This window comes from Gammaproteobacteria bacterium (assembly GCA_040183005.1).
Classification (GTDB): domain Bacteria; phylum Pseudomonadota; class Gammaproteobacteria.
This window is the reverse complement of sequence record JAMPIW010000007.1, coordinates 53,302-76,004: the sequence shown is the minus strand read 5'-3', so window position 1 is coordinate 76,004 and position 22,703 is coordinate 53,302. Positions and strand designations below refer to the sequence as shown.

Here is a 22,703-nt window from a genome sequence, read left to right as displayed (position 1 = left end):
AAAACATCATGAGCACATTACAAAACAAAATCGACTTTGCCGTTGTCCTTCGCGTCACGCACGCCAACCCCAACGGCGATCCGCTTAACGGCAATCGCCCACGCGCGGACTATGACGGGCATGGTGAAATTACTGACGTTTGCATTAAACGTAAGCTCAGAGATCGACTGCTGGAGAGCGGTCAAAGTATTTTTGTACAGTCTGATGATCGAAAAAAAGACGATTTCAAGAGCCTCAAAGCAAGAGCAGATGCAGCGCTTGGCAAAAAACTTGGCTCAAGCGAAACAGCGAAGCTGGCTTGCGAACAATGGTTTGACGTTCGTGCATTTGGTCAACTTTTTGCGTTCAAAGCTGACAAGAAGGGCAAAAAAGAAGCGGACAGCGAAGGAGATAGCGGCGTGTCCATTGGCATTCGTGGCCCCGTCACTGTTCAGTCTGCATTCAGCGTAGAGCCAGTCGATGTCAGCAGCACACAGATCACCAAAAGTGTTAGCGGCGAGGGAGACGGCAGCAAGCGCGGCTCCGACACAATGGGCATGAAACACCGCGTGGATAAGGGAGTTTACGTTTTCTTCGGTAGTATGAATCCACAGTTGGCCGAACGAACAGGGTTCAGCGACGCCGACGCTGGAGCGATCAAGCAGTTGCTTCCGAAGATATTCGAAAACGATGAGTCATCCGCCAGACCGGCAGGAAGTATGGAAGTGCTAAAAGTGCTCTGGTGGCAGCATAACAGTAAATCAGGGCAGTATTCCTCCGCCAAGGTTCACCGTACGCTAACAGTGCAGCCTGATGGTAATATCAAGCTTGATCCGCTCAATGGATTGACCCCAGAAATCCTTGATGGATTTTAACGAAGGAATATTGTGCTGGCGGGTGGTAAAAATATGGAAATCGGCGCGCAGTCCACCCCTCACACCAAGATGACCACGCGCAGGCTTTATGTGTTCAAGTATGCTTCTAAACTCGGCCATGCGCTGGCACATAAGGGAATAACGCTCGAACGCAAAATAGGCTAAAGTGTAGATATAAACGAGGAGTGAATAGTGATGAACGAAATCCTGTTTTTAGTTGAGAACGCCCCAGAGGGGGGGTATACCGCGCGTGCTTTAGGCGAATCCATCTTTACAGAAGCCGATGATATCGAAACCCTTCACGCGCGCGTGCGGGATGCTGTGCGTTGTCATTTCGAAGAAGGAAAAGAGCCGCGCATGATCCGCCTCCACTTTACACGAGAAGAGGTTATCGCCGTATGAGATTGCCGCGCGGCCTCACGAGTGCGGAACTGATCATGAAAATGGAGAAACTCGGTTACAGAGTGTCGCGCCAGAGCGGTAGTCATGTCCGCCTCACATGCGATTCTCCGGTGCAGCACCACGTAACAATACCTAACCATGTTCCTTTGCGCATCGGCACCTTATCGGCGATTCTTGCCGATGTGGCTGCACACCATCATGTGTCGCGCGAGGAACTGTTGCAACGGTTATTTGGATGATTGGCATGGACGGCCAGGGAATTGAACCCATTATGCTCTCGGCCCTCCAGCACTATAGCTATTGTCCGCGTCAGTATGCGCTGATTCACATAGAGCAGGCATTCGCTGAAAATGTGCATACCATGCGCGGTAATGCCGTACATGAACGGGTGGATGATCCTGGGTTTTCGGAAAACGGTGGTGCGCGTACTGAACGCGCCCTGCCGCTTTATTGTGATCGCCTGGGCTTGGTCGGCAAAGCCGATATTGTGGAGTTTTTACCCGATGGCACGCCTTATCCCGTGGAGTATAAACACGGGCCAAAGCGGCAGAAACATCATGACGATCTGCAACTTGCTGCCCAAGCACTCTGCCTGGAGGAGATGACCGGCAAAGCGATTCATCGTGGCGCGATTTATCATCACAGCTCACGCCGCCGCCGTGAAGTTGAAATCACCGATACCCTGCGTTATCAAGTTGAGGAAACCGTAGCGGCTATTCGTACCTTATTCGCATCCGGCAAACTCCCCCCGCCCGTTAATGATGCCCGCTGCAAGGAGTGCTCGCTGAAAGAAACTTGCCAACCAGAAGCTGTGGCCGCCACCAGTAAAATACATGACCTGAGAAGTGGGCTGTTTGAGCCTGATGAAGTGTGACACATGACATTACCGAACTCTCAATAGGAGCTCTATGCAACAAATCCTCAATACACGCTATGTCATTCGGTGGATAATCCACCGAAAGGTGTACGATTGCACAAAAGGCACGAATAATAAGGAGGAACGACATGACCAAAATCCATTCCAGTAACGAAGAAACTCTGCTACGGCAAATGGTGGAAACCATCGTCCGCGAGGTTGCCCCGGAAGCCATCATCCTCTTCGGCTCGCGCGCGCGGGGCGATGCAAGGCCTGACTCCGACGTTGACTTGCTCGTGGTGGAAAAAGAACCGTTTTCGCCCCAGCGCAGCCGTCGCAAGGAAGCGGCACGCTTGTACATGGCGTTAAGGGGGCTGGCGATTTCCAAGGATATTCTCCTGTACAGCCGGGATGAATTCGACCACTGGAAAAATTCCTTGAACCATGTCGTTGGAAGGGCTCATCGTGAAGGGAGGGTGCTTCATGGCCGACCTTGAACATGCCCGCTCCATGTTGCGCATGGCGCATAAGGACTTCAACGCACTCGTCGGAATGCGGGAAAATCCGTTATTTGCCGATGAAATTTTTGGCTTTCACGTCCAGCAAGCAGTGGAAAAGGCGCTGAAGGCATGGCTCTGTACTCGAGACGCCATCTATCCAATGACGCACGATCTGACACGACTGTTTACCCTATTGGAGAACCAGGGGGCGGAGGTTGAAAAATTTTGGCCACTGGTTCAGTACACCATGTTCGCGGTTCAGGCGCGCTATGAAGAAGGTGTCACCGAGCTGGATGAGCCTATTAACCGCGCCGAGGAGGTCGAGAACGTGCGTGTATTGCTGGCCCATGTCGAACAGATGATCGCCGTATAGGGAAAGACCCGTGGTTGACGTTGAACCCATTCCCATATCTGCGCTTAACCAACACACCTCCTGTCCGCGCCGTTGTGGGCTAATTTATCTGAAAGGAGATTTTACCGTTGCGGCCATACGTACCTTGATTCAAATCCTGAAAACTTCCGCCACCAGGAAAATACATAACCTGAGAAGTGGGCTGTTTGAGCCTGATGAAGTGTGACACATGACATTGCCAAACTCTCAATAGGAGCTCTATGCAACAAATCCTCAATACGCTTTACGTTATGACACCAAACGCCTACCTGCATCTGGAGAACGATACCATTCGTATCGACGTGGAGCGCGAAAAGAAAATGCAGGCGCCGTTGCATCATATCGGAGCGGTGGTGTGCTTTGGTGACGTCATGTTGTCTCCCGCGATCATGCACCGCTGTGCGGATGAGGGTATCAGTATTGTCTTACTGGATCGCAACGGGCGCTTTAAGGCGCGACTGGAAGGGGCCGTGAGCGGGAATATCCTGCTGCGTCAGGCCCAGCATCGCGCCTCCGAAAACTCAGGGTTTGCTGTTGATGTGTCGCGCGCCGTGATTGCCGGAAAAATAAAAAATGCCCGGCAGGTGCTAATGCGGGGCGCGCGCGAAGCGGGTAACGTTGCAGACCAGCAGCAATTGAGCCGTGCTGCTGATTCTCTTGCAGGGTCCTTACGAAACCTTGCCATCTCGGGTGATTTGGACGTGGTGCGCGGCATCGAGGGCGATTCAGCGAAGGTGTATTTTTCTTCCCTGCATTGCCTCCTGCGCACGGATGCGCGGGAAGCTTTTACCATGAATGGCCGCTCACGTCGGCCACCCCGGGATCGGTTTAATGCGTTGCTGTCGTTTCTTTACTCAATGACAATGAACGATTGCCGTTCAGCCCTGGAGTCTGTCGGCCTTGATCCTCAGCTGGGGTTTCTGCATGCCGTAAGGCCGGGCAGGGCGGCGCTAGCCCTCGACTTGATGGAAGAGTTTCGTGCCATTTTGGCGGATCGCCTTGCACTTACGCTCATCAATCGCGCCCAAATCAGCGCCAAAGATTTTCTGGAGCGAGAAGGAGGCGCGGTTTATCTCGGTGATGACGCTCGAAAAACCGTTGTTATAGCCTATCAAGAACGTAAACAAGAACAAATTGCTCACCCCCTCCTGGAAACAAAAGTTCCTATCGGCCTGTTGCCCCAACTCCAGGCGCGGTTCATGGCAAGAACTATCCGTGGTGAGATGGAAGGCTATGTACCTTTTCTGACGAGGTAAATCATGCTAATTATCGTCACCTATGACGTATCCACCGAAACCGCTGCGGGCAGGAAGAGATTACGGCGGGTAGCCAAAGTGTGCGAAAGTACCGGTCAGCGCGTGCAGAAATCGGTGTTTGAGTGCCGCGTAAATCTTATGCAATACGAGGATCTTGTGCGCAGGCTTTTGGCTGAGATTGATGAAAAGGAAGACAATCTGCGACTGTATCGGTTAACTGAGCCGACTGAGTTACACGTAAAAGAGTATGGAAATTTCCAGGCCATCGATTTTGAAGCACCGCTGATTATCTGAAATGCGCGAACCTATAGTGATGCTCAAATCCCGGGGATGTTCGCGCTCAATCTAACACTATGTGAAATATGATGAAATTGCTCCGGCACTTGAACCACTCTCCATCAGCAACGCTGAAATATCATAGGTTCGCGCTTTCTGAGCGATTTTTTTCGGTGTATCATCATCTTGCAGTTGTACTACAGCACCCGGCCTTCGCGCCGGGTGAGGATTGAAACCCTACGCGGCTTGATCGTCATTGATGCGGAAAATACAGCACCCGGCCTTCGCGCCGGGTGAGGATTGAAACACCTTTAACTGGTCAATCATGTAGTGTTGAGATGCACAGCACCCGGCCTTCGCGCCGGGTGAGGATTGAAACAGTCGTTTCAAGCACAATCCATTTATTACCTATTACAGCACCCGGCCTTCGCGCCGGGTGAGGATTGAAACATATGTTGAATGTTCTTTGAGCTGGCAATCATTTACAGCACCCGGCCTTCGCGCCGGGTGAGGATTGAAACATTTTGTTGACTAAAATAAACAGGAACAATCATGAAACAGCACCCGGCCTTCGCGCCGGGTGAGGATTGAAACCGAACCCGTTGATAAAGCAATCCGTGATTATGCCTACAGCACCCGGCCTTCGCGCCGGGTGAGGATTGAAACAGCCGCATGAAAATGTGTTCCGGCGGTCAGTGATACAGCACCCGGCCTTCGCGCCGGGTGAGGATTGAAACAAATCATGGATTACTCGCCAATATAACAAGCACGACAGCACCCGGCCTTCGCGCCGGGTGAGGATTGAAACGCATCGGCCGTTAAATTAAAGGTGTTGAAAAATGACAGCACCCGGCCTTCGCGCCGGGTGAGGATTGAAACACGCATTAGAATCTGTCAAAAGTCTATTGACACAACAGCACCCGGCCTTCGCGCCGGGTGAGGATTGAAACTTTTCAAAGAAAATCCGATTGCGCTTTCATACGCACAGCACCCGGCCTTCGCGCCGGGTGAGGATTGAAACTTGTGCAACATAACTGCCTACCATCAATAATCCCTACAGCACCCGGCCTTCGCGCCGGGTGAGGATTGAAACAACCCTTGTGAGGCGCTCGGTAATCTTGACGTAAACAGCACCCGGCCTTCGCGCCGGGTGAGGATTGAAACGATAATCAGCGGGAGCAAAATTCGGATCGGAATCACAGCACCCGGCCTTCGCGCCGGGTGAGGATTGAAACCGCACGATAATGGAGATACCCCGGCGGACATTTATACAGCACCCGGCCTTCGCGCCGGGTGAGGATTGAAACATTAGCAAAACAATGACAAGCGCACCGGCGCCAATCACAGCACCCGGCCTTCGCGCCGGGTGAGGATTGAAACTCTTATTGCTTTGCGTTTTAAAGTCATTTTATAAGACAGCACCCGGCCTTCGCGCCGGGTGAGGATTGAAACAACCGGGTAGCCTTTAACCAGTAGGGGTTGACTTACAGCACCCGGCCTTCGCGCCGGGTGAGGATTGAAACCAGTCCACCGCCCAGCCCACTCAAGCCCGATAGATACAGCACCCGGCCTTCGCGCCGGGTGAGGATTGAAACTTTAACCACGTATCGGCTATTTGATAGTGCGTGCACAGCACCCGGCCTTCGCGCCGGGTGAGGATTGAAACAAAGTACCATGCAAAGACTTGCCGCCCTTTAGCGAACAGCACCCGGCCTTCGCGCCGGGTGAGGATTGAAACGGTAATCGTGATTTATATGTTTGGATACTGACAAACAGCACCCGGCCTTCGCGCCGGGTGAGGATTGAAACGGCGGTATCGAACTGCTGTAGTTGGCGCAGGGGTACAGCACCCGGCCTTCGCGCCGGGTGAGGATTGAAACTGGTGGCCGGACTGAGCACGTATAAGGGGTGGGGTACAGCACCCGGCCTTCGCGCCGGGTGAGGATTGAAACCCGATAGGTGGCGTCCAGTGGGGCGCGTGCCTCCTACAGCACCCGGCCTTCGCGCCGGGTGAGGATTGAAACACTAGCATCACATTAACCAAAGGAGATACGAAAATACAGCACCCGGCCTTCGCGCCGGGTGAGGATTGAAACCGCGCCGCAGCACGTGTGATGCGCCGCTTGCATCCCGACAGCACCCGGCCTTCGCGCCGGGTGAGGATTGAAACACATTGAGGATCGTTAATCATGACTACCCCAGTTAACAGCACCCGGCCTTCGCGCCGGGTGAGGATTGAAACAAGGACCATGTGACCAACGCCCGCCTACAGTTCGAGACAGCACCCGGCCTTCGCGCCGGGTGAGGATTGAAACCGTCAGCGCTTTGGTGACTCCGTAGTTGTGACGGACAGCACCCGGCCTTCGCGCCGGGTGAGGATTGAAACCGTTCACCGGAGGTGGATATAAGTTAATCATCGAGACAGCACCCGGCCTTCGCGCCGGGTGAGGATTGAAACAGTTGCCCAGGCTGATAATACCGTAATAGCATCCACAGCACCCGGCCTTCGCGCCGGGTGAGGATTGAAACACCGAAAAACGGAGCATAACCCACTACAACAAAGCACAGCACCCGGCCTTCGCGCCGGGTGAGGATTGAAACTGATAGGCGGTCCACAGTGGATCACGCGCTGCCTCACAGCACCCGGCCTTCGCGCCGGGTGAGGATTGAAACTGATTCGGCCATCATCTCCGCCTATTGTGTGGCAAACAGCACCCGGCCTTCGCGCCGGGTGAGGATTGAAACAGTTATTCGGGCCGTCGTCCCAGCAAGCCCTAGCATACAGCACCCGGCCTTCGCGCCGGGTGAGGATTGAAACGCTTTAAATTTGATCCCACGCTTGGGCGTTTCGGACAGCACCCGGCCTTCGCGCCGGGTGAGGATTGAAACTTGCGCCCACATAGGTGGAGCATAATCCGCTCATACAGCACCCGGCCTTCGCGCCGGGTGAGGATTGAAACCAGATCCCCGCCGCAGTGTTTGCAGAGCCCGTGTGACAGCACCCGGCCTTCGCGCCGGGTGAGGATTGAAACATATGAGCGCATCATCCCTCCCCTCGCAGACTCCGCACAGCACCCGGCCTTCGCGCCGGGTGAGGATTGAAACATTTTTTCAATCCTGGCAATCCAAAAATCTGACTACAGCACCCGGCCTTCGCGCCGGGTGAGGATTGAAACATTTCGTCTGTCAAGAGTGCCCGCGAAAATTTATACAGCACCCGGCCTTCGCGCCGGGTGAGGATTGAAACAGTAAATCGAAGCTGGTTCAAGACCTGTTGGAACACAGCACCCGGCCTTCGCGCCGGGTGAGGATTGAAACTAGTGACTGGTTGTAGTTAGTGACTGGATATGGTACAGCACCCGGCCTTCGCGCCGGGTGAGGATTGAAACATCTATGCGGGCGTCGCGCTATTTTTTGTCTCGCACAGCACCCGGCCTTCGCGCCGGGTGAGGATTGAAACGCGCTGCTGTTGGGCAAGTTGGCTTTTGTGGGTGGCACAGCACCCGGCCTTCGCGCCGGGTGAGGATTGAAACGATATTTGCACCCAAGAGCGTCCTCATTTCCCCATACAGCACCCGGCCTTCGCGCCGGGTGAGGATTGAAACAGGATTGAGCGGCCTGCTGCTTGAGCCTGCTCTTACAGCACCCGGCCTTCGCGCCGGGTGAGGATTGAAACTTCGAACCTGTTGACAACCACGCGACACTCTGGCACAGCACCCGGCCTTCGCGCCGGGTGAGGATTGAAACACTTTATAAACAGCTATCTTGACGGAAATGTGCGACAGCACCCGGCCTTCGCGCCGGGTGAGGATTGAAACCAGAATCTGACTCCTGTTGCAAACGAAAACTGGCACAGCACCCGGCCTTCGCGCCGGGTGAGGATTGAAACCAGTCCCACGCGAGCCGCATTAGCGGCAACATCAAACAGCACCCGGCCTTCGCGCCGGGTGAGGATTGAAACATACCTCGTCTGCGCTGGCGTCGGCCCCCAAATCACAGCACCCGGCCTTCGCGCCGGGTGAGGATTGAAACCATAATCGCTCCCTCGTCCCACTAAGCGTGACTGCACAGCACCCGGCCTTCGCGCCGGGTGAGGATTGAAACATTTTACTTCTCCTTTGTTGCCGGTTGTGCTTTGACAGCACCCGGCCTTCGCGCCGGGTGAGGATTGAAACCGACAAAAATATGGCGAACTCGATATCGTTGAAAACAGCACCCGGCCTTCGCGCCGGGTGAGGATTGAAACGAGCTGATCGGCGGGACGCCTACGATCAAGGGCTGACAGCACCCGGCCTTCGCGCCGGGTGAGGATTGAAACGCGTTCTGCCCGGCTGTGCTTGCGGACAAACGCAACAGCACCCGGCCTTCGCGCCGGGTGAGGATTGAAACCCTATTACATTTGCGGTGGCCGGACAGGTGGAAAACAGCACCCGGCCTTCGCGCCGGGTGAGGATTGAAACACACGGACACCGGCGAGTATTGGTTTACTCCATACACAGCACCCGGCCTTCGCGCCGGGTGAGGATTGAAACTGTTGCAGGGTAGACCTCTCCATCCTCAATGAGAACAGCACCCGGCCTTCGCGCCGGGTGAGGATTGAAACAAGGGCAAAATCAACGTGGGTGAACGATGCAGACTACAGCACCCGGCCTTCGCGCCGGGTGAGGATTGAAACTTTTCCGTGGCTTTCATTTTACTCTCCAATCCCTACAGCACCCGGCCTTCGCGCCGGGTGAGGATTGAAACTGTTTTTTCGATAGCTGGCGATGTTAGAGGTCATAACAGCACCCGGCCTTCGCGCCGGGTGAGGATTGAAACAGCAGTGATGACTCCGATAACAGCAGCACCACGAACAGCACCCGGCCTTCGCGCCGGGTGAGGATTGAAACGCTCCCGGTATCATACGCCGTGCCAGTGCGCGCCGGACAGCACCCGGCCTTCGCGCCGGGTGAGGATTGAAACGGGCCAATGCGAAAGACGTAGACGAGGCAAACGCAGACAGCACCCGGCCTTCGCGCCGGGTGAGTTGTGTATTGACTGTATTGGTAGCGACGGAACAAGGACGTCAGATAAGCCGAACGACTTACGGGCCGAAGGTCTGCAAACGCAGGCGCAACAGACATTCAACAAGCAAACCTGACTGGTCGCTCAGGGTCGTGAATGGACTGTCGGAGCGTTTTAACACTGGCGCAGGGCGTCTCGCGCCGCTATTATGAACTGATGAGTCCCACAACTTCACCGCAGGGTTGGCCGGGCGCCACCAGCCGCTGGCTGCACACGGGGGCGCTGCTGCTGGCCCTCGTGCTATCGCCGTCGAGCTATCGGCGCGAGTACCGGGCGGGCTTGGCGCGCCATGTTTATCTTGGTACGGCGCCGCTGCTTCCTTGCTTCACGGTGCTGCTCGCGGTGGTCAGTCTCGTGATGATCCGAATTGTGGTGGTCACGGCCACGAGTTACGGCCTGTCGCAGTACGCGCTGGAGATGGTGGTACGCGTGCTGGTGTTGGAGCTCATTCCGCTGACGGCCGCCCTGTTCGTCGCGGTACGCTGCACCGTGCCGGGCGGGGTCGAGTTGAGCGTGCTGCAGAGGCGGGGCGAATTCGATGCCCAGCGCCAGCGTGGCATCGACCCGCTCGTGACTGAAGTGGTGCCGCGGATTTTGGCAGGCATGTTTGCGGTGGTGACGTTGGCCACCGTAAGCTGCGTGATTTCGCTGGTATTGGCGTATCTGGTTGTGCATGGATTAACGCTCTCAGCGTTTGCCACATACACGCGCAAGGTCGGTCACGTGTTTACCCCTGCCGTGTCGCTCATCTTTGTCCTGAAAACGGCAGCCTTCAGTCTGGCTGTGTCGCTCATCCCGGCGGTTTCAAGCCTATTTGACCCGCCGCCGCACAAGGCGCAGTCTCTGCCCGAGATGCAGAGTCTGATACGTATGTTTCTACTGATCCTGCTGATCGAGGTTGTCTCGCTCGTGGGTAACTACTACTGACCATCATGACCATGGAAAACGCACACGAGGCTCTCTCAAAAACCCCACGGCTTGAGTTCAAGGCGACGCTGCTGATGCTGCTGGTGGGTTTGTTGATTAGCGCGTCGGTAGCGTACTTGCTCTACGCGCGCGGCGTGTTCGAGCGCACGCAGCAAGTGGTGTTGCTCGCCGATGATTCAGAAGGCGTGGCGGTCGGCATGGATATGACGTTTTCCGGCTTCCCGCTCGGCCGAGTGAGCCGCATCGAGCTTTCGCCCGAGGGCAGCGCCCGCATCGTGATAGATGTGCCGAAAAAGGACGCGCACTGGCTACGCCAGTCGAGCATCTTCATCATGGAACGCGGCCTGTTGGGCGGCACGCGGATCCGGGCCTACAGCGGCGTGTTGACGGACCCCCCACTGCCCGAGGGGGCTGAGCGCAAAGTACTCGTCGGCGACCCCACGGCCGATATTCAGCGTCTGCTGAACGAGGCGCGCAACCTGCTGGCCAACCTGCAAGCAATGACGGCGGGCAATTCGCCGCTCAACCTCAGCCTGGCCAATGCGAAGATCATGACCGACAAGCTCAAGGGTCCGCAGGGGGCACTCGGTGCGCTCATGGGGAACGAGGCCGACGCCCGCAAGGTGGTCACCCTGCTGGACCGCACCAACGCGCTACTGGCGCGGGTGGATGCGCTGGCGGCAAAGGCCGATTCGCAGGTGTTTGGCGACCAAGGCGTGATGCCTGAGACCCGTGCCACTGTGGCGCAGCTCAACGCCTTGCTAACCGACGCCCGCGCCAACCTGAAGAAGGTAGATGCAGTGCTGATGGATGCCCAGGCGATCGCGACCAACATCCGCGAGAACACGACCGATCTGGGGGCGCTGCGCGCTGAGGTGGAGAGCAGCCTGCGCAAGGTGGAGCACTTGGTCAACGAGATCAACCGCAAGTGGCCTTTTGCGCGGGATACGGAGATCAAGCTGCCATGACGATCGCAACGTGTTATCTCAAGGTGCTTGCCGCGGCCGGGCTTGCCGCGCTGGTGGGCGCTTGCGCCAGCCACCCCCCGCCGCCGGATTGGCAGATGAACGCCAAAGGTGCCTCGGAAAGCGCCATAACAGCCTACCTTACAGGCGACACCCACGTGGAGGTTCTGGAGTTCGATCGCATGCGCCGGGCAATCGCGCGCACCGGTGATATCAACCTGATGGCGCGTGCCGAGTTGCTGCGCTGCGCCACGCGCGTCGCCAGTCTGGTGTTGGAAGACTGCGCCGCGTTCGAAGCACTACGCTCTGACGCCGCCACGCCCGAGCGTGCGTATGCCGACTACCTCGCGGGTCGGCTGCGGCCGCAGGACGTGGTTCTGCTGCCACCGCAGCACCGGGCTGCTGCCGCGCACCTGTTGGAGGGCGGGACGATGACTAGCGGCGATACGGCCACGCTTTCGGCGATCGCCGACCCGCTGGCGCGCCTGGTGGCGGCCAGCGTGTGGTTTCGGGCTGGGCAGGCGCATCCGGCTGTGATGGCGCTGGCCGTGGAGACGGCATCGAGCCAGGGCTGGAACCGGCCGCTGCTGGCCTGGCTGCAGGTGCAGGCGCGTCACGCCGAGCTCGGCGGCGACGCTGCCGAGGCGCAACGCCTGCGCCGGCGGGTCGAGCTGGTGCTGAGGGCTGGCGGCGCCCCGGATGGCATCAAGCCCTTGAGGTGAAAGGGCTCCGACCCTCATGGCGTTCGGTTAAGCAATCGCTGAGCATAAATGAGGTCACGCGCGACTTGACGTGTCACGGTTAACAGCGGAAGGTTCTTGGGTCGTCGCTTCTTTGCGCGAGGCTCGATTCGGTCAGGCCGGTATAGCTATCGCAGCGTGTCAATCACCATCCAAAATCAAACATATACTGGAAAAGCACGACATCCCTTACAATCTCATCCATATCGACCAGCCTGAGGTAATGATTTTTGTTGGGTCCGGAGCTTGCGCTCCTTGACTCGACCTTGTAAGCGCGCGGATTTGGGCTAATGGACAATCTGGGGTAAAAGCCTATCAGCCCATCACTCCATATCCAACACCGGACTGGACGCTTTTTTCGGGACGGGCAAAGTGATGAAGCCATGCTCATTTTTACCGTGGCATGCCATGCACTCGGTGCGCAGATCTTCAAACGCTGCGGCGAATTTTTCCCAGTTGCGGGTTTTTATAGCATTTGGCATTCGCGGATACATGCTGCCAAGAAATTCATTCGCCGTCTTGCCCAACTCCGGGCGCACGATTTTCAGTTTATCGAGCAACTCCTCCATCTCCTCCGCCTGGTATGCGGCGAATTCCCATTGTCCTTGCTTGGCCGCCCAATAGAGATTCTTGTAGCGCTCACCCATCTCGATCATGACATTGCCTGTGGCAGGCATGACCTCCACGAGGTTTGCGATTTTTTTGTCAGCCGATCCCGTCTTGCGCCAATCCTGGGAGGCACCAGCAGGCGCCATGCCCGCGAACAGACTGACTATAAGGGTTGCGCAGATGCATCTGACCTTCATAACTCCTCCTGTGCATATCACAATAAACAAAAAAAGGGGCGCCGGGAGAGGGAGGCGCCCCTTGTCAGTCACTGCCTTCCGTGGCAGTACAGCTCCATCTGCGCAAAACTAAAAAGTGTATTTAAACCCTGCCTGTACCAACTGGGGGCTACCGGGCAGAATACCGCGCGTGCGGTCGACGATGTAGGTCTTGTCGGTGAGATTCTTAACTGTCAGAAACACCGTGGTGTTGATCGGCTTGACCAGATAATTCACCGCCGCGTTCCAGATGGTGTACCCGGAGATCTGTCCACGCTGTCCGTTGGCGATGGGCGCGACAGTATTCAAATCATCGCTGAACTGCTCGCCAACATGCACCGCCTCGACACGCGCATCGAATCCCGACGCATGGGCATAGCCGAGCGTCGTGGTCAGCAGGTTTTCCGGCGCGTAGGGCAGACGGTTGCCGCTGACATTTACACCTGACGTGATGTTGCTGGTGCGCGTGCCAGTGAACTTGGCGGTGGGCAAATAAGTATAGGCCGCTTGCAGATAGACGTTGTGCGGCGAATCCATCACCTCGCCGCTGCTCAGACGCAGCCCCAACTCTGCACCCTGGTGCAGGGTCTCACCGGCGTTGGTGAGAGCGGCCCCGGCGCCACCGGCCACACTGGCAGGAATGATCTGATTCTGGAAGTCCATGCGGAAAAGTGTCGCTTCTGCGCTCACGCCGGGACGCGGCTGGCTACGCACACCCAACTCATAGTTCCAGCTCTTTTCAGCACCCAGATCGACCGTACCACCGGTATTGCTGACGACATCTTCAGTACGAGGCGGTGCAAAGCCGCGATGCGCGCCGGCGAACAGCGTGGTGTTTTTGACCGGGTTGTAGGTGGCGCCAATACCTGGGATCACCTGGGTGAGGTCGGTCTTGCCGCTCGCCCCCGCACCGCCGTTGGCGAGGCGGTTGGTGCGCTCGTAGTTGATCGACTCCACGCGCACACCGGGGGTCACCGTCCAGGCGTCGATCAGGAAGCGGTTCTGCACGAAAGCGGAATAGGCCTGGTTCTTGCGCTCGTTGTCCTCAACGATGTTGCCGGTACGCGAGTTGGGCGTATTGCCGTTTTCCTGGCGGCGATCCTGGGTTTCGTAGTGCGCACGCACGCCCATATCTGCCTCGCTTCTCACGCCAAACAGGCCGTGATTAACGCGCAGCCTGGGCTCGACGCCCCAGGTATAGTAGTTGCGCAAACGGCCTTCGTTGCCGCAGGTGGTGTTGAGATTCGTCATGCCGCCGCAGGCCGCATCCGCGCTGTCATTGGGCCGCTGGCCGGAGTTGCTCGATTGCCGCCACCAGTCGCGCTGAAAAATCGAGCCATAGAGATTGGTAGTCAGGATGACATTGTCGTTGAAAACAAATTCATGGGTCGCCGAGGCGCCGTAGCGCTTGGCATTCATGAAATCGTTCTTGAACGGGTTTTGGCGCGGATTGGCTGCGTATTCCGCCTCGGTCAGCCCGGAATAGGTGACGTTGGAATCTTCGCTGTAGTAGTTGCCGCGCAGCGTCAGCGCCTGATTGGCGCCCAGACCCAGCACCGCCTTGACGTTGGCGTCGTTTAACTCGGAATGGGTGTTATCGCGCGCCCCGTCGCCCTGCTTGCGCGTGTAGTCAAACAACAGGCCGTTGCCGCCCCAGGTGCCGCCATAATTGAAACGGCCATTGAAATAGTCGCGGTTGCCGCCGGTGAGGGCAACGGAACCACCTGGCTTGGCGGGTGGCAAGGGGGTGATATAGTTGATCACGCCACCGATGGTCTGAGGCCCGTAAAGAATCTGCCCCGAACCCTTGAGCACCTCGATGCGCTCGAAACGATCAATGGGCGGATGATAATAGGTCGCGTTGTCACCGTAGGGTGAGTGGGCCAGTGGAATGCCATCCTCCAGCAGCAGCACCTTGCTGGAACGGGTCGGATTCAAACCGCGAATACCGATATTGGGACGCAGGCCCAAGCCTTCCTCGTCGCGCACGTTGACGCCCGGCACTTTGCGCAGCGCCTCGCTAGCGGTGAAGACGCGGCTGTTTTCCAGCGTCTTCTTGTCGACCACCTCGGCGGAACCCGGAATGCTCGCCAGCGCTTCGCGCGTGCCGATCACCTCCACCGTAGGAGCTTTGATAGGCTTTTCATCCTGCGCCAGCGCCACACCCGCCGGACACGCCAGCGCCATTAATACCGCAATATTTATTTTTTTCCGCAAAAACACGTCACCCATCCTCTCGTTGCTTATGTCAGACCACGGCTGTCGAATCCAGCCACTCACAAGTATCTGATGAGGATGCTAACGCAAATGAGAATGATTTGCAATAGCGTTTATTAAGCAATCACGGAGCGCAAAGAACCACGGAAATTCACTGCGCGAAGCGGTATACAACCGGAAGAAGAAGGGCGACTTGTGACCAGGACTGGTTTTCCAGCTTGAGCGGCATGGCGGCACGCAAGGTCTCCAGCGCACTTTGATCCAGCGCCTCGTGCCCGGAACTCTCCTGCACTTCCGCCCGGATCAGGCGGCCATCCCCACCCAGGATGACCTTGAGCAACACCTGCCCTTCCCAGCCATTGCGCTTGGCGAGAACAGGATATTTTTTCAGCGTATCCATGCGACGCCACAACAAATCCTTCAGCAAGCCGGTATCAGGGCTGCTATTGACCGCAGGCGACGGGACTGCCAGCGCAGCGGGCGCAGGCTCGGCACGCGCCGGAACGGGATCGGCAGTGACAACTGGCGCGGGCGCGGTCTGGGCTACGGCCTGAGCCGGGACAGGTGTGGGCGCTTGCACGGGAACGGGTACATCGGCCCGGCTTGCCGCCGGCGGCGCCGAGGACACGACCGGCACCGTCTGCCGGGGCAAAGCCTTTTGCGTAACCTCCGGCGGCGGAGCGCTGCGGGGGACGGGCGGCTGGGCGGGAACGGGGGAGGCAGAGGTGATCTGCTCGGCTGCGGCGAGGGATACGTCCCACTCAAACGGCGGCGGCTCGATGGGTTTGGCAAGGACGAACACAGCGGCTATCACCAGACCACCCACCACACCATGGAAGCCCAGCGACACCCCCCAGCCGTTGATATGGCCGCGGCGGGGAATGATCCCATCTTCAGGGTATACCGCGCTCACGAACGCTCCACCTGCAAACTGACCTTGGTATAACCGAGTCCCTTCACCGTATCCACCAGTGTAACGAACCGCTCCAGCGGCGTGGTGCGGTCGGCGCGCACCACCACGGCGGTCTCCTTGGCATAGGCGCCAAGTGCGGCGCCCAGGCCGTCCACGCTGATGGCCTGCTGATTCAAAAACAGCGCCCCGTCGTTTTTGAGGGTAAGCACCACAGGTTGCTCGATTGCGGCCGTAGCGTGCTTGGCCTTGGCCAGGTCAATGGGAATCTGGCCGGTGGAGATGAAAGTGGCGGTGGTGAGCACAATCACCAGCAGCACCAGCATCACATCTACCAGGGGAATGACGTTGATCTGGTCCAGATCACGATCCACGGCGCGCGTCCTCGTAGCGGCTGAGCAGTTCCTTCACCCGCCGCCGCAACACGTTATTCATCGCTACGCACGGGATGGCGACCACCAACCCCATCGCCGTGGCCTTGAGCGCCATGCTCAGGCCGACCATGATGGAACGCACGTCCATGGTGCCCTGCGTGCCCATGGTGTGAAACGTGACCATGATGCCGAACACTGTACCCAGCAGCCCGATGTAGGGCGCATTCGCCGCAATGGTGCCGATCACCGTGAGGCGGCGCGTCAACTCGGTCTCCAGCGACTGGGCACTGGCAAACGCCAGCACATCCACGCGGCGGTACAACGACCACCGCTCCACCGCCACCGCCACCGCCCAGACACTGAGCAGCAGCAACAGGCCAATTACACCATAATCGACAACATTAGACAGAAGAGACATGGAATGTTTGCCATACACCACAAAGATAACGAATGAGAATCATAATCATTATTTATTCTGGGGTCAAATGACAATTATCGAGCAGCCTGTCGAAGGACCGTTCGTGGTTCGACAGGCTCACCACGAACGGCGTCACGCGCTCTATTTCGCCGTGGGACAATCTGGGCTGAATCCAGCGCGATGCGATTTCCCTTACTATCCAGTCTCCGGCACTATTGGCCTTCGATCAACTCCGCACTTCCCCAGCCGACGCCCACTGCGTAGCGATTGGCATCAATCAGCGTGCGCACGCCGTTACTTTGGCTCCATACCGCCAAGGCGTTGCCGGTCGCATCCAAAGCAATGTGAGGATTGGAAGCATCGGGGTATCTGGGGCCTGTTTTGAATTTGCACACTGAACCCACTTCTTCGATGACGATATCATTCTCTGTTCCCACACGCTGAACGCTGACCTGCTGAGCACCGACCCACTGCTGCCTAATTGCATCGTAGTGATTCACGCGGATACTCCCGATCGTGACCCGAGGGTCGCAAGCGAAAGGGGTGTTGGGGTCATCCTCCACCTTTGCGACAACGGTTTCAGCGTAACGCCAAATGGCAATCGCATTGCCATTTGCATCGATGACGGCCTGGGGTGTTAGTGCATGGCCCTTATCATCATTTTCAATGAGCTGAGCCGCTTGCCAGCCGACGCCTGCGATATAGCGATTAGCCCTGATGTTTTTCCACGCAGGGATATGATCATGGGGATCATTGTCAAAATACTGCTCCCACACTACCAGCGCATCGCCGCCGCCCGTCATGGCAATCCGTGGAGCAGCAGCTGCCCAGCCGGGGTTATTTTCGACCGACTGCGGAAACTGCGGCGCTACACCCCACAGCTGGGTAGCTGCATCATAACGGTTGGCAAAGATATGATTTGATTGCGCCCATACCGCCAAGGCATTGCCGTTGGCATCCATGGCAACATGAGGGGTATCGGCATTTCCGTTAACATTCGGATTGCTGGGGTCGCCCGCCACCAGTAGCGTATTATCACTGACCAGGGTTGCCCCGCCCCACCGCTGGCTTGCCACATCATAACGATTACCCCAAAGGTTATAGCGTTTATTCTGTACACTATCGTACTGATTGGGTATCACGCTACTCGCCGCAATTTGCCGCCATACCGCCACGAAATTGCCTTTGCCATCTGCGGCTATCTGAGGGGAATTGGCGTCAGCCGTATTGGCCTCGATCGTATCAGGGGTCGCCCCCCATTTCCCCGCAACGGCATCATAACGATTGGCTCTGATATTTTTGCGCACCCCATCGGACTGTTCCCATACCGCCACGAAATTGCCTTTGCCATCTGCGGCAATGTGTGGGTTTTGGGCATCATGCGCTATGAGTTTGCACAACTCGGAATCATCTGGGTTGATGATTATTTCGATGACGGCGCTGTCTTTTGTCTCAACCTTCTGCGCCCCGGCCCACAACTGCTTAATGGCGTCATAGCGATTGACCCAGATACCTCCGATGGCAACCCGGCTAGGTTTGCAATTGGTAACCTTCCCCGAAGGATTAGGAACCCCTGCCGTAACAATTTCGGTGTGGCGCCAAATGGCAACCGCATTGCCAGCCGCATCGAAGGCGATCTGGGGGAGATCGGCATCCCCAGCGTTGTCATTCTCGATCATCTGCGGCCTGCCCCAGCCGGAACCTGCCACATATCGATTGGCCCAGATATTCTTGCGCGTGCCATCGAACTTGGCCCATACCGCAAACGCATTGCCGTTGCCGTCGACCGCGATTTGAGGGTCAAACGACGCGTTAGATACAACACCCGTGTGGCCGGGTATCGGGCCGATTTGCGGCTGCTCCTTATCGCCCCCGCCGCATGCGGCAAGAACAAGAACAATCACCAGCAATGCAATCCTGGAGGCCAGCGGCATGACAGTTTCCTTAGTTTTGAACTTTTATTTTATTAAACGGTTGTACCAGACATCCCACCACGCACCCCTGCGCTGTTGCCATACAACAATCGGATTGCCGCTGCCACCCACGGCAACTTGAGGGGCAACCGCATCACCCTCATCATCGGTTTCGACAAGTGCCGCGCTTTCCCATCCCGAAGCGCCAACATAGCGGTTGACCCATATGTTATGGTGGGTGTCGTCAGACTGGTCCCACACCACCACGAAACTACCTTTACCATCTGCGGCAATGCTGGGATTGTAAGCATCATGTGCTGTGACTTTGCACTCAGAGTCCACCTTTTTGACGAAGGCACTGTTGTCCGTCTCCACGCGCTGAAGCCCAGCCCACTGTTGACTACTTGCATCGTAGCGAATCGCCCAGATGCTCCTGATAAAGACCGAAACAGGCTTGCAATCGGGGGCCTTTGTGTCTGCTATAACAACTTCGGATTGCGTCCATACGGCAATCGCATTGCCGTCGGCATCGAAGGCGATCTTGGGCACCAATGCATCCCCTGCGTTGTCGGCTCCTATCGGCACCTCTCCTCTCCAAGAGCCGGATATATAACGTTTCGCTAAAATGTTATACCGCGCACCATCGGATTGACTCCACACGGCAATCACCTTACCGCCGCCATCCAAACCTATCTGCGGATTGATCGCCGCGCCCGCATCGTTGCTTTCAACGAGTGTTGCCGAGCCCCAAATAGGCTTCTTGAGAGCAGCTGAGAAACTACTATTATTAGAATAGATACTGCTGATAGGCGTGGCATCGGGAAGACTGGACTGTTGCCATACAACAACCGCATCGCCTAAGCTATCCATTACAACCCGAGGGTTATATGCGTCATGCCCTTTCGCGTCATCCGTCTCAAGTGACGCCACGGCGCTCCATGTCAAGTCATCATACCGAACAGCCCGGACACTCCATACGTTATAACGTTTATTCTGGGTCCCTTGCTCCAAAAATGGACCATCGGCATGGCGCCAAACGACAGTGGCCTGGCCGCTCGGGTTTACCGCAATCTGGGGTTCGTGTGCATCGGCGATTTCTGTCTCGATGAGGGCAGGCGCGCCCCACCCCACCCCAGCGGCGTAATGACTTGCCCAGATGCTGGAGATGGGAGCAGCGCTGCTGTTATCGTGCTGCTCCCAGACTACCCAGGCGTTGCCGCTGCCGTCCATCGCAATCTGAGGACTGCGCGCATCTCCCTTGCCATCGTCTATGGGTTTCGCAACGGTATCCCAACCGGCTATTGCATCATAATGCCTGGTCAGAATCCTCCAATAGCGAACCTCGTCATCCCACTGTTGCCACACGGCAATTGCGTTGCCGTTGCCATCCATGACAATCCGAGGGGCGACCGCATCCCCTCTATTGCCCAATGTGAAGCGCCAAACATACGGCGCCGCCAGGGGATTGCCAGCAAGGTCTTTTGCTCCTGTGGTAATCGTGGCCGTATAGAGGGCATTGCCATCAAGATCCGCGGCAGGGGCAAAGGTCACGGTGTTGCCACTGTAACTGATCGTGCCTGGAACGGAGCTTCCAACCGCACCCGGAATGAGACTACCGCCCGCGCTCACGATAAATGTGACGCCGCTCAGCGTGGCGGGGTTCATGGCCTCTGAGAATGTTGCGGTGATGACGGGCCTTGCCGTGATGACGGGCCTTAATCCCACATTTTTTGCGCTATCAAGGGGGGTAGACACTTTAACTCTGGGGGATACAGTATCAGGAAGCGGCGGCGTTTCATTACTCCCACCCCCACAGGCGGAAAGAATCAGGCTGAACAGCACCGCAACGAGCAACACATGACCTGAACTCGTCCGCATGGACCCTCCCTCAATAGGAAATATTGTTTTTGTATCGAGCAAGTGTCCATCCATGGCACCGTGCCTGTCAATACACTCTTGCTTTATCTCCCCCACAACCATGCCGCACCGCGCACGCCGCTGGAATCGCCGTGCAGGGCGGGGACCAGGCGGGTATCTACGCGATCCGAGAACACATAACTACCCCACAGGCGGGGAACATTGCTATACAAACGCGACAGGTTCGACACTCCACCGCCTAACACGATCACATCCGGGTCAAGGATATTGATCACACTCGCCAGGGCGCGCGCCAGGCGGTCTTCGTAGCGGGCGAGTGTTGCCTCGCATACTTCATCGCCCGTAGCAGCGAACACGCTTATTGCGTCCGGCGTGAGACTATCGCCGGTGAGCGCAAAATGATCGCGTGTCATGCCTGGGCCGGAGAGCAGGGTTTCGATACAGCCCGTCCTGCCGCAATAGCACGGCGGGCCGGGCCACTCGTGTTGCTGCGGCCATGGCAAGGGATTGTGGCCCCACTCTCCGGCGATGGCGTTCGGCCCCGCCAGCAACCGGCCATGCGCGACGATGCCGCCACCCACGCCGGTGCCGAGGATGACGCCAAACACCACATCTGCACCCGCCGCCGCGCCGTCGATAGCTTCCGACAGGGCAAAACAATCGGCGTCGTTCGCGATACGCACAGGGCGGGCCAGCGCTTGCTCCAGATCCTGATGCAAGGGCTTACCGTTCAGGCAGGTGGAGTTGGAGTTTTTGATCAGGCCGCTGGCGCGCGATACCGCCCCCGGCGTGCCGATGCCAACGCTGCCATGCGTGCCAAGTTCGGACTCGATGCCCGTCACCAGATCAATGACGGTGCATAGTGTGCCGTTATAGTCGCCGCTGGGGGTGAGCAAACGGCGGCGGGCAAGGATGGCACCGTTATCATATAGCGCGATGGCCTCGATCTTGGTGCCTCCGAGGTCGACGCCAATGCGTAGGGCGTTTGTCATCGGTTGTCTGGATTAAACGCAGGCTGGTTCGGAATACTGCTGCGCACCTGATCAAGATGCCCGCACATCAGGCGCACGCCTTCCAGGATGCGAGGCGTGGGACGGGTGATCAGGTCAGGACGGATGGCAAGCAAACGACCGCGCTTTTTGACGGCCTGCAATTGCGGCCAGCGCCGCCACTCGTCGAGCCAGGGGGCGCGCTTTTCGCCGGCGCTGCTGACGATGATGGCTTGCGGGTCGGCCGCAAGCACGGCCTCGATATTCACTTCCGGCGCCAGGACGGGAAGATCGGCAAAGATGTTAGCGCCGCCACACAACCGTATTGCATTGCCTATCAGCTGCGTGCCGTTGACTGTCATCAGCGGGCGATTCCATATCTGAAAAAAGACACTCACCGGGCGACGCTCGGCGTACTGATTACGCAAACGCGCATATTCCGCGCGAAATGCCGCTGCCGCCTGCCGCGCTAGCGCTTCCGTTCCCGCCAGGCGTCCCAAGGATTCAATATTCGCCGCCGCATCCTCAAAACGACGCGGCTCGCTGACATAGATCTTCAACCCAAGCTGGCGCAACTTTTCGATCTGTGATTTGGCATTGCCGCTATCCCAGGCGACAATCAGGTCGGGACGCAGCGCGACAATCGCCTCCAGATCAAGATTATTGCTGTCGCCGACGCGGCGTATCCGGCCAGCTTCGGGCGGGTAGTCGCTATAGCTGACCGCGCCCACCACGTATGCCCCGGCTCCTGCCGCGAACAGATTTTCGGTAGCGTGCGGGGCGAGGCTTACGATGCGCCGCGCCGGGCTGGCCAGAGACACGGTGCTGCCAGTGTCGTCCTTTACGGTAATGGCGGCCGCGGAAACCGACGAGAATATGCAAAGGAGACAAACGATACTAAAACGGAGATGGCGAAACAGAAAAATCATCAGGGTCTCAGGTTTTGAAA

Annotated in this window: 20 protein-coding genes and 1 CRISPR repeat array; of the genes, 11 read left to right on the top strand and 9 right to left on the bottom strand. The window is 57.3% G+C overall.

Annotated elements, in window-relative coordinates; genetic code table 11:
* The first annotated feature begins 8 nt into the window (after positions 1–8).
* The 11 genes from cas7c to M3A44_06275 all read left to right on the top strand — a co-directional run bounded on the left by cas7c (position 9) and on the right by M3A44_06275 (position 12,213).
* Complete coding sequence (cas7c, locus tag M3A44_06325) at positions 9–854, top strand: type I-C CRISPR-associated protein Cas7/Csd2 (protein ID MEQ6341268.1); 846 nt, start codon at positions 9–11, stop codon at positions 852–854.
* A 195-nt stretch (positions 855–1,049) separates the two neighbouring features.
* A complete protein-coding gene (locus M3A44_06320; protein ID MEQ6341267.1) occupies positions 1,050–1,256 on the top strand; it encodes a 2-oxoisovalerate dehydrogenase in 207 nt (68 codons plus the stop codon).
* Positions 1,253–1,495: a type II toxin-antitoxin system HicA family toxin gene (locus M3A44_06315; GenBank protein ID MEQ6341266.1), complete on the top strand. Its 243-nt coding sequence runs from the start codon at positions 1,253–1,255 to the stop codon at positions 1,493–1,495. The genes M3A44_06320 and M3A44_06315 overlap by 4 nt, the downstream gene beginning before the upstream one ends.
* Before the next feature lie 5 nt (positions 1,496–1,500).
* Positions 1,501–2,130 carry a CRISPR-associated protein Cas4 gene (cas4, locus tag M3A44_06310; GenBank protein ID MEQ6341265.1) on the top strand — a complete coding sequence of 210 codons (630 nt, stop codon included), beginning with the start codon at positions 1,501–1,503 and terminating at the stop codon, positions 2,128–2,130.
* 131 nt (positions 2,131–2,261) lie between these two features.
* On the top strand, positions 2,262–2,609 hold the full coding sequence (locus M3A44_06305) for a nucleotidyltransferase domain-containing protein (GenBank protein ID MEQ6341264.1): 348 nt from the start codon (positions 2,262–2,264) through the stop codon (positions 2,607–2,609).
* Entirely contained in the window at positions 2,596–2,985 is a 390-nt protein-coding gene (locus M3A44_06300) for a HEPN domain-containing protein (GenBank protein MEQ6341263.1), read from the top strand. Before M3A44_06305 ends, M3A44_06300 begins: the two co-directional genes overlap by 14 nt.
* Positions 2,986–3,224: 239 nt before the next feature.
* Entirely contained in the window at positions 3,225–4,259 is a 1,035-nt protein-coding gene (cas1c, locus tag M3A44_06295; GenBank protein ID MEQ6341262.1) for a type I-C CRISPR-associated endonuclease Cas1c, read from the top strand.
* A 3-nt stretch (positions 4,260–4,262) separates the two neighbouring features.
* The gene (cas2, locus tag M3A44_06290) at positions 4,263–4,553 is read left to right on the top strand and encodes a CRISPR-associated endonuclease Cas2 (protein ID MEQ6341261.1); all 291 of its coding nucleotides are present in this window, start codon (positions 4,263–4,265) and stop codon (positions 4,551–4,553) included.
* A gap of 181 nt (positions 4,554–4,734) precedes the next feature.
* Positions 4,735–9,570: direct repeats of the CRISPR family, unit length 37 nt; unit sequence ACAGCACCCGGCCTTCGCGCCGGGTGAGGATTGAAAC.
* A 185-nt stretch (positions 9,571–9,755) separates the two neighbouring features.
* Positions 9,756–10,526, top strand: a complete 771-nt coding sequence (locus M3A44_06285; protein MEQ6341260.1) for an ABC transporter permease — start codon at positions 9,756–9,758, stop codon at positions 10,524–10,526.
* Between the two features lie 74 nt (positions 10,527–10,600).
* Positions 10,601–11,494: an MlaD family protein gene (locus tag M3A44_06280; GenBank protein ID MEQ6341259.1), complete on the top strand. Its 894-nt coding sequence runs from the start codon at positions 10,601–10,603 to the stop codon at positions 11,492–11,494.
* Positions 11,491–12,213, top strand: coding sequence for a hypothetical protein (locus M3A44_06275; protein ID MEQ6341258.1), 723 nt, complete (start codon positions 11,491–11,493; stop codon positions 12,211–12,213). The genes M3A44_06280 and M3A44_06275 overlap by 4 nt, the downstream gene beginning before the upstream one ends.
* 341 nt (positions 12,214–12,554) lie before the next feature.
* Here the strand turns inward: M3A44_06275 and M3A44_06270 are convergent, their stop codons facing one another.
* The 9 genes from M3A44_06270 to M3A44_06230 all read right to left on the bottom strand — a co-directional run bounded on the left by M3A44_06270 (position 12,555) and on the right by M3A44_06230 (position 22,683).
* Positions 12,555–13,037 carry a hypothetical protein gene (locus M3A44_06270; protein ID MEQ6341257.1) on the bottom strand — a complete coding sequence of 161 codons (483 nt, stop codon included), beginning with the start codon at positions 13,035–13,037 and terminating at the stop codon, positions 12,555–12,557.
* A gap of 108 nt (positions 13,038–13,145) precedes the next feature.
* Complete coding sequence (locus M3A44_06265) at positions 13,146–15,272, bottom strand: TonB-dependent siderophore receptor (GenBank protein MEQ6341256.1); 2,127 nt, start codon at positions 15,270–15,272, stop codon at positions 13,146–13,148.
* A gap of 151 nt (positions 15,273–15,423) precedes the next feature.
* Positions 15,424–15,672: an energy transducer TonB gene (locus tag M3A44_06260; GenBank protein ID MEQ6341255.1), complete on the bottom strand. Its 249-nt coding sequence runs from the start codon at positions 15,670–15,672 to the stop codon at positions 15,424–15,426.
* A 509-nt stretch (positions 15,673–16,181) separates the two neighbouring features.
* Complete coding sequence (locus M3A44_06255; protein ID MEQ6341254.1) at positions 16,182–16,556, bottom strand: biopolymer transporter ExbD; 375 nt, start codon at positions 16,554–16,556, stop codon at positions 16,182–16,184.
* A complete protein-coding gene (gene exbB / locus M3A44_06250) occupies positions 16,546–16,974 on the bottom strand; it encodes a TonB-system energizer ExbB (protein ID MEQ6341253.1) in 429 nt (142 codons plus the stop codon). The genes M3A44_06255 and exbB overlap by 11 nt, the downstream gene beginning before the upstream one ends.
* A gap of 212 nt (positions 16,975–17,186) precedes the next feature.
* A complete protein-coding gene (locus M3A44_06245) occupies positions 17,187–18,908 on the bottom strand; it encodes a hypothetical protein (protein ID MEQ6341252.1) in 1,722 nt (573 codons plus the stop codon).
* A 24-nt stretch (positions 18,909–18,932) separates the two neighbouring features.
* The gene (locus M3A44_06240; GenBank protein ID MEQ6341251.1) at positions 18,933–20,765 is read right to left on the bottom strand and encodes an Ig-like domain-containing protein; all 1,833 of its coding nucleotides are present in this window, start codon (positions 20,763–20,765) and stop codon (positions 18,933–18,935) included.
* An 83-nt stretch (positions 20,766–20,848) separates the two neighbouring features.
* Positions 20,849–21,757, bottom strand: coding sequence for an ROK family protein (locus tag M3A44_06235; GenBank protein MEQ6341250.1), 909 nt, complete (start codon positions 21,755–21,757; stop codon positions 20,849–20,851).
* The gene (locus tag M3A44_06230; protein ID MEQ6341249.1) at positions 21,754–22,683 is read right to left on the bottom strand and encodes a cobalamin-binding protein; all 930 of its coding nucleotides are present in this window, start codon (positions 22,681–22,683) and stop codon (positions 21,754–21,756) included. The genes M3A44_06235 and M3A44_06230 overlap by 4 nt, the downstream gene beginning before the upstream one ends.
* Between the last annotated feature and the right edge of the window lie 20 nt (positions 22,684–22,703).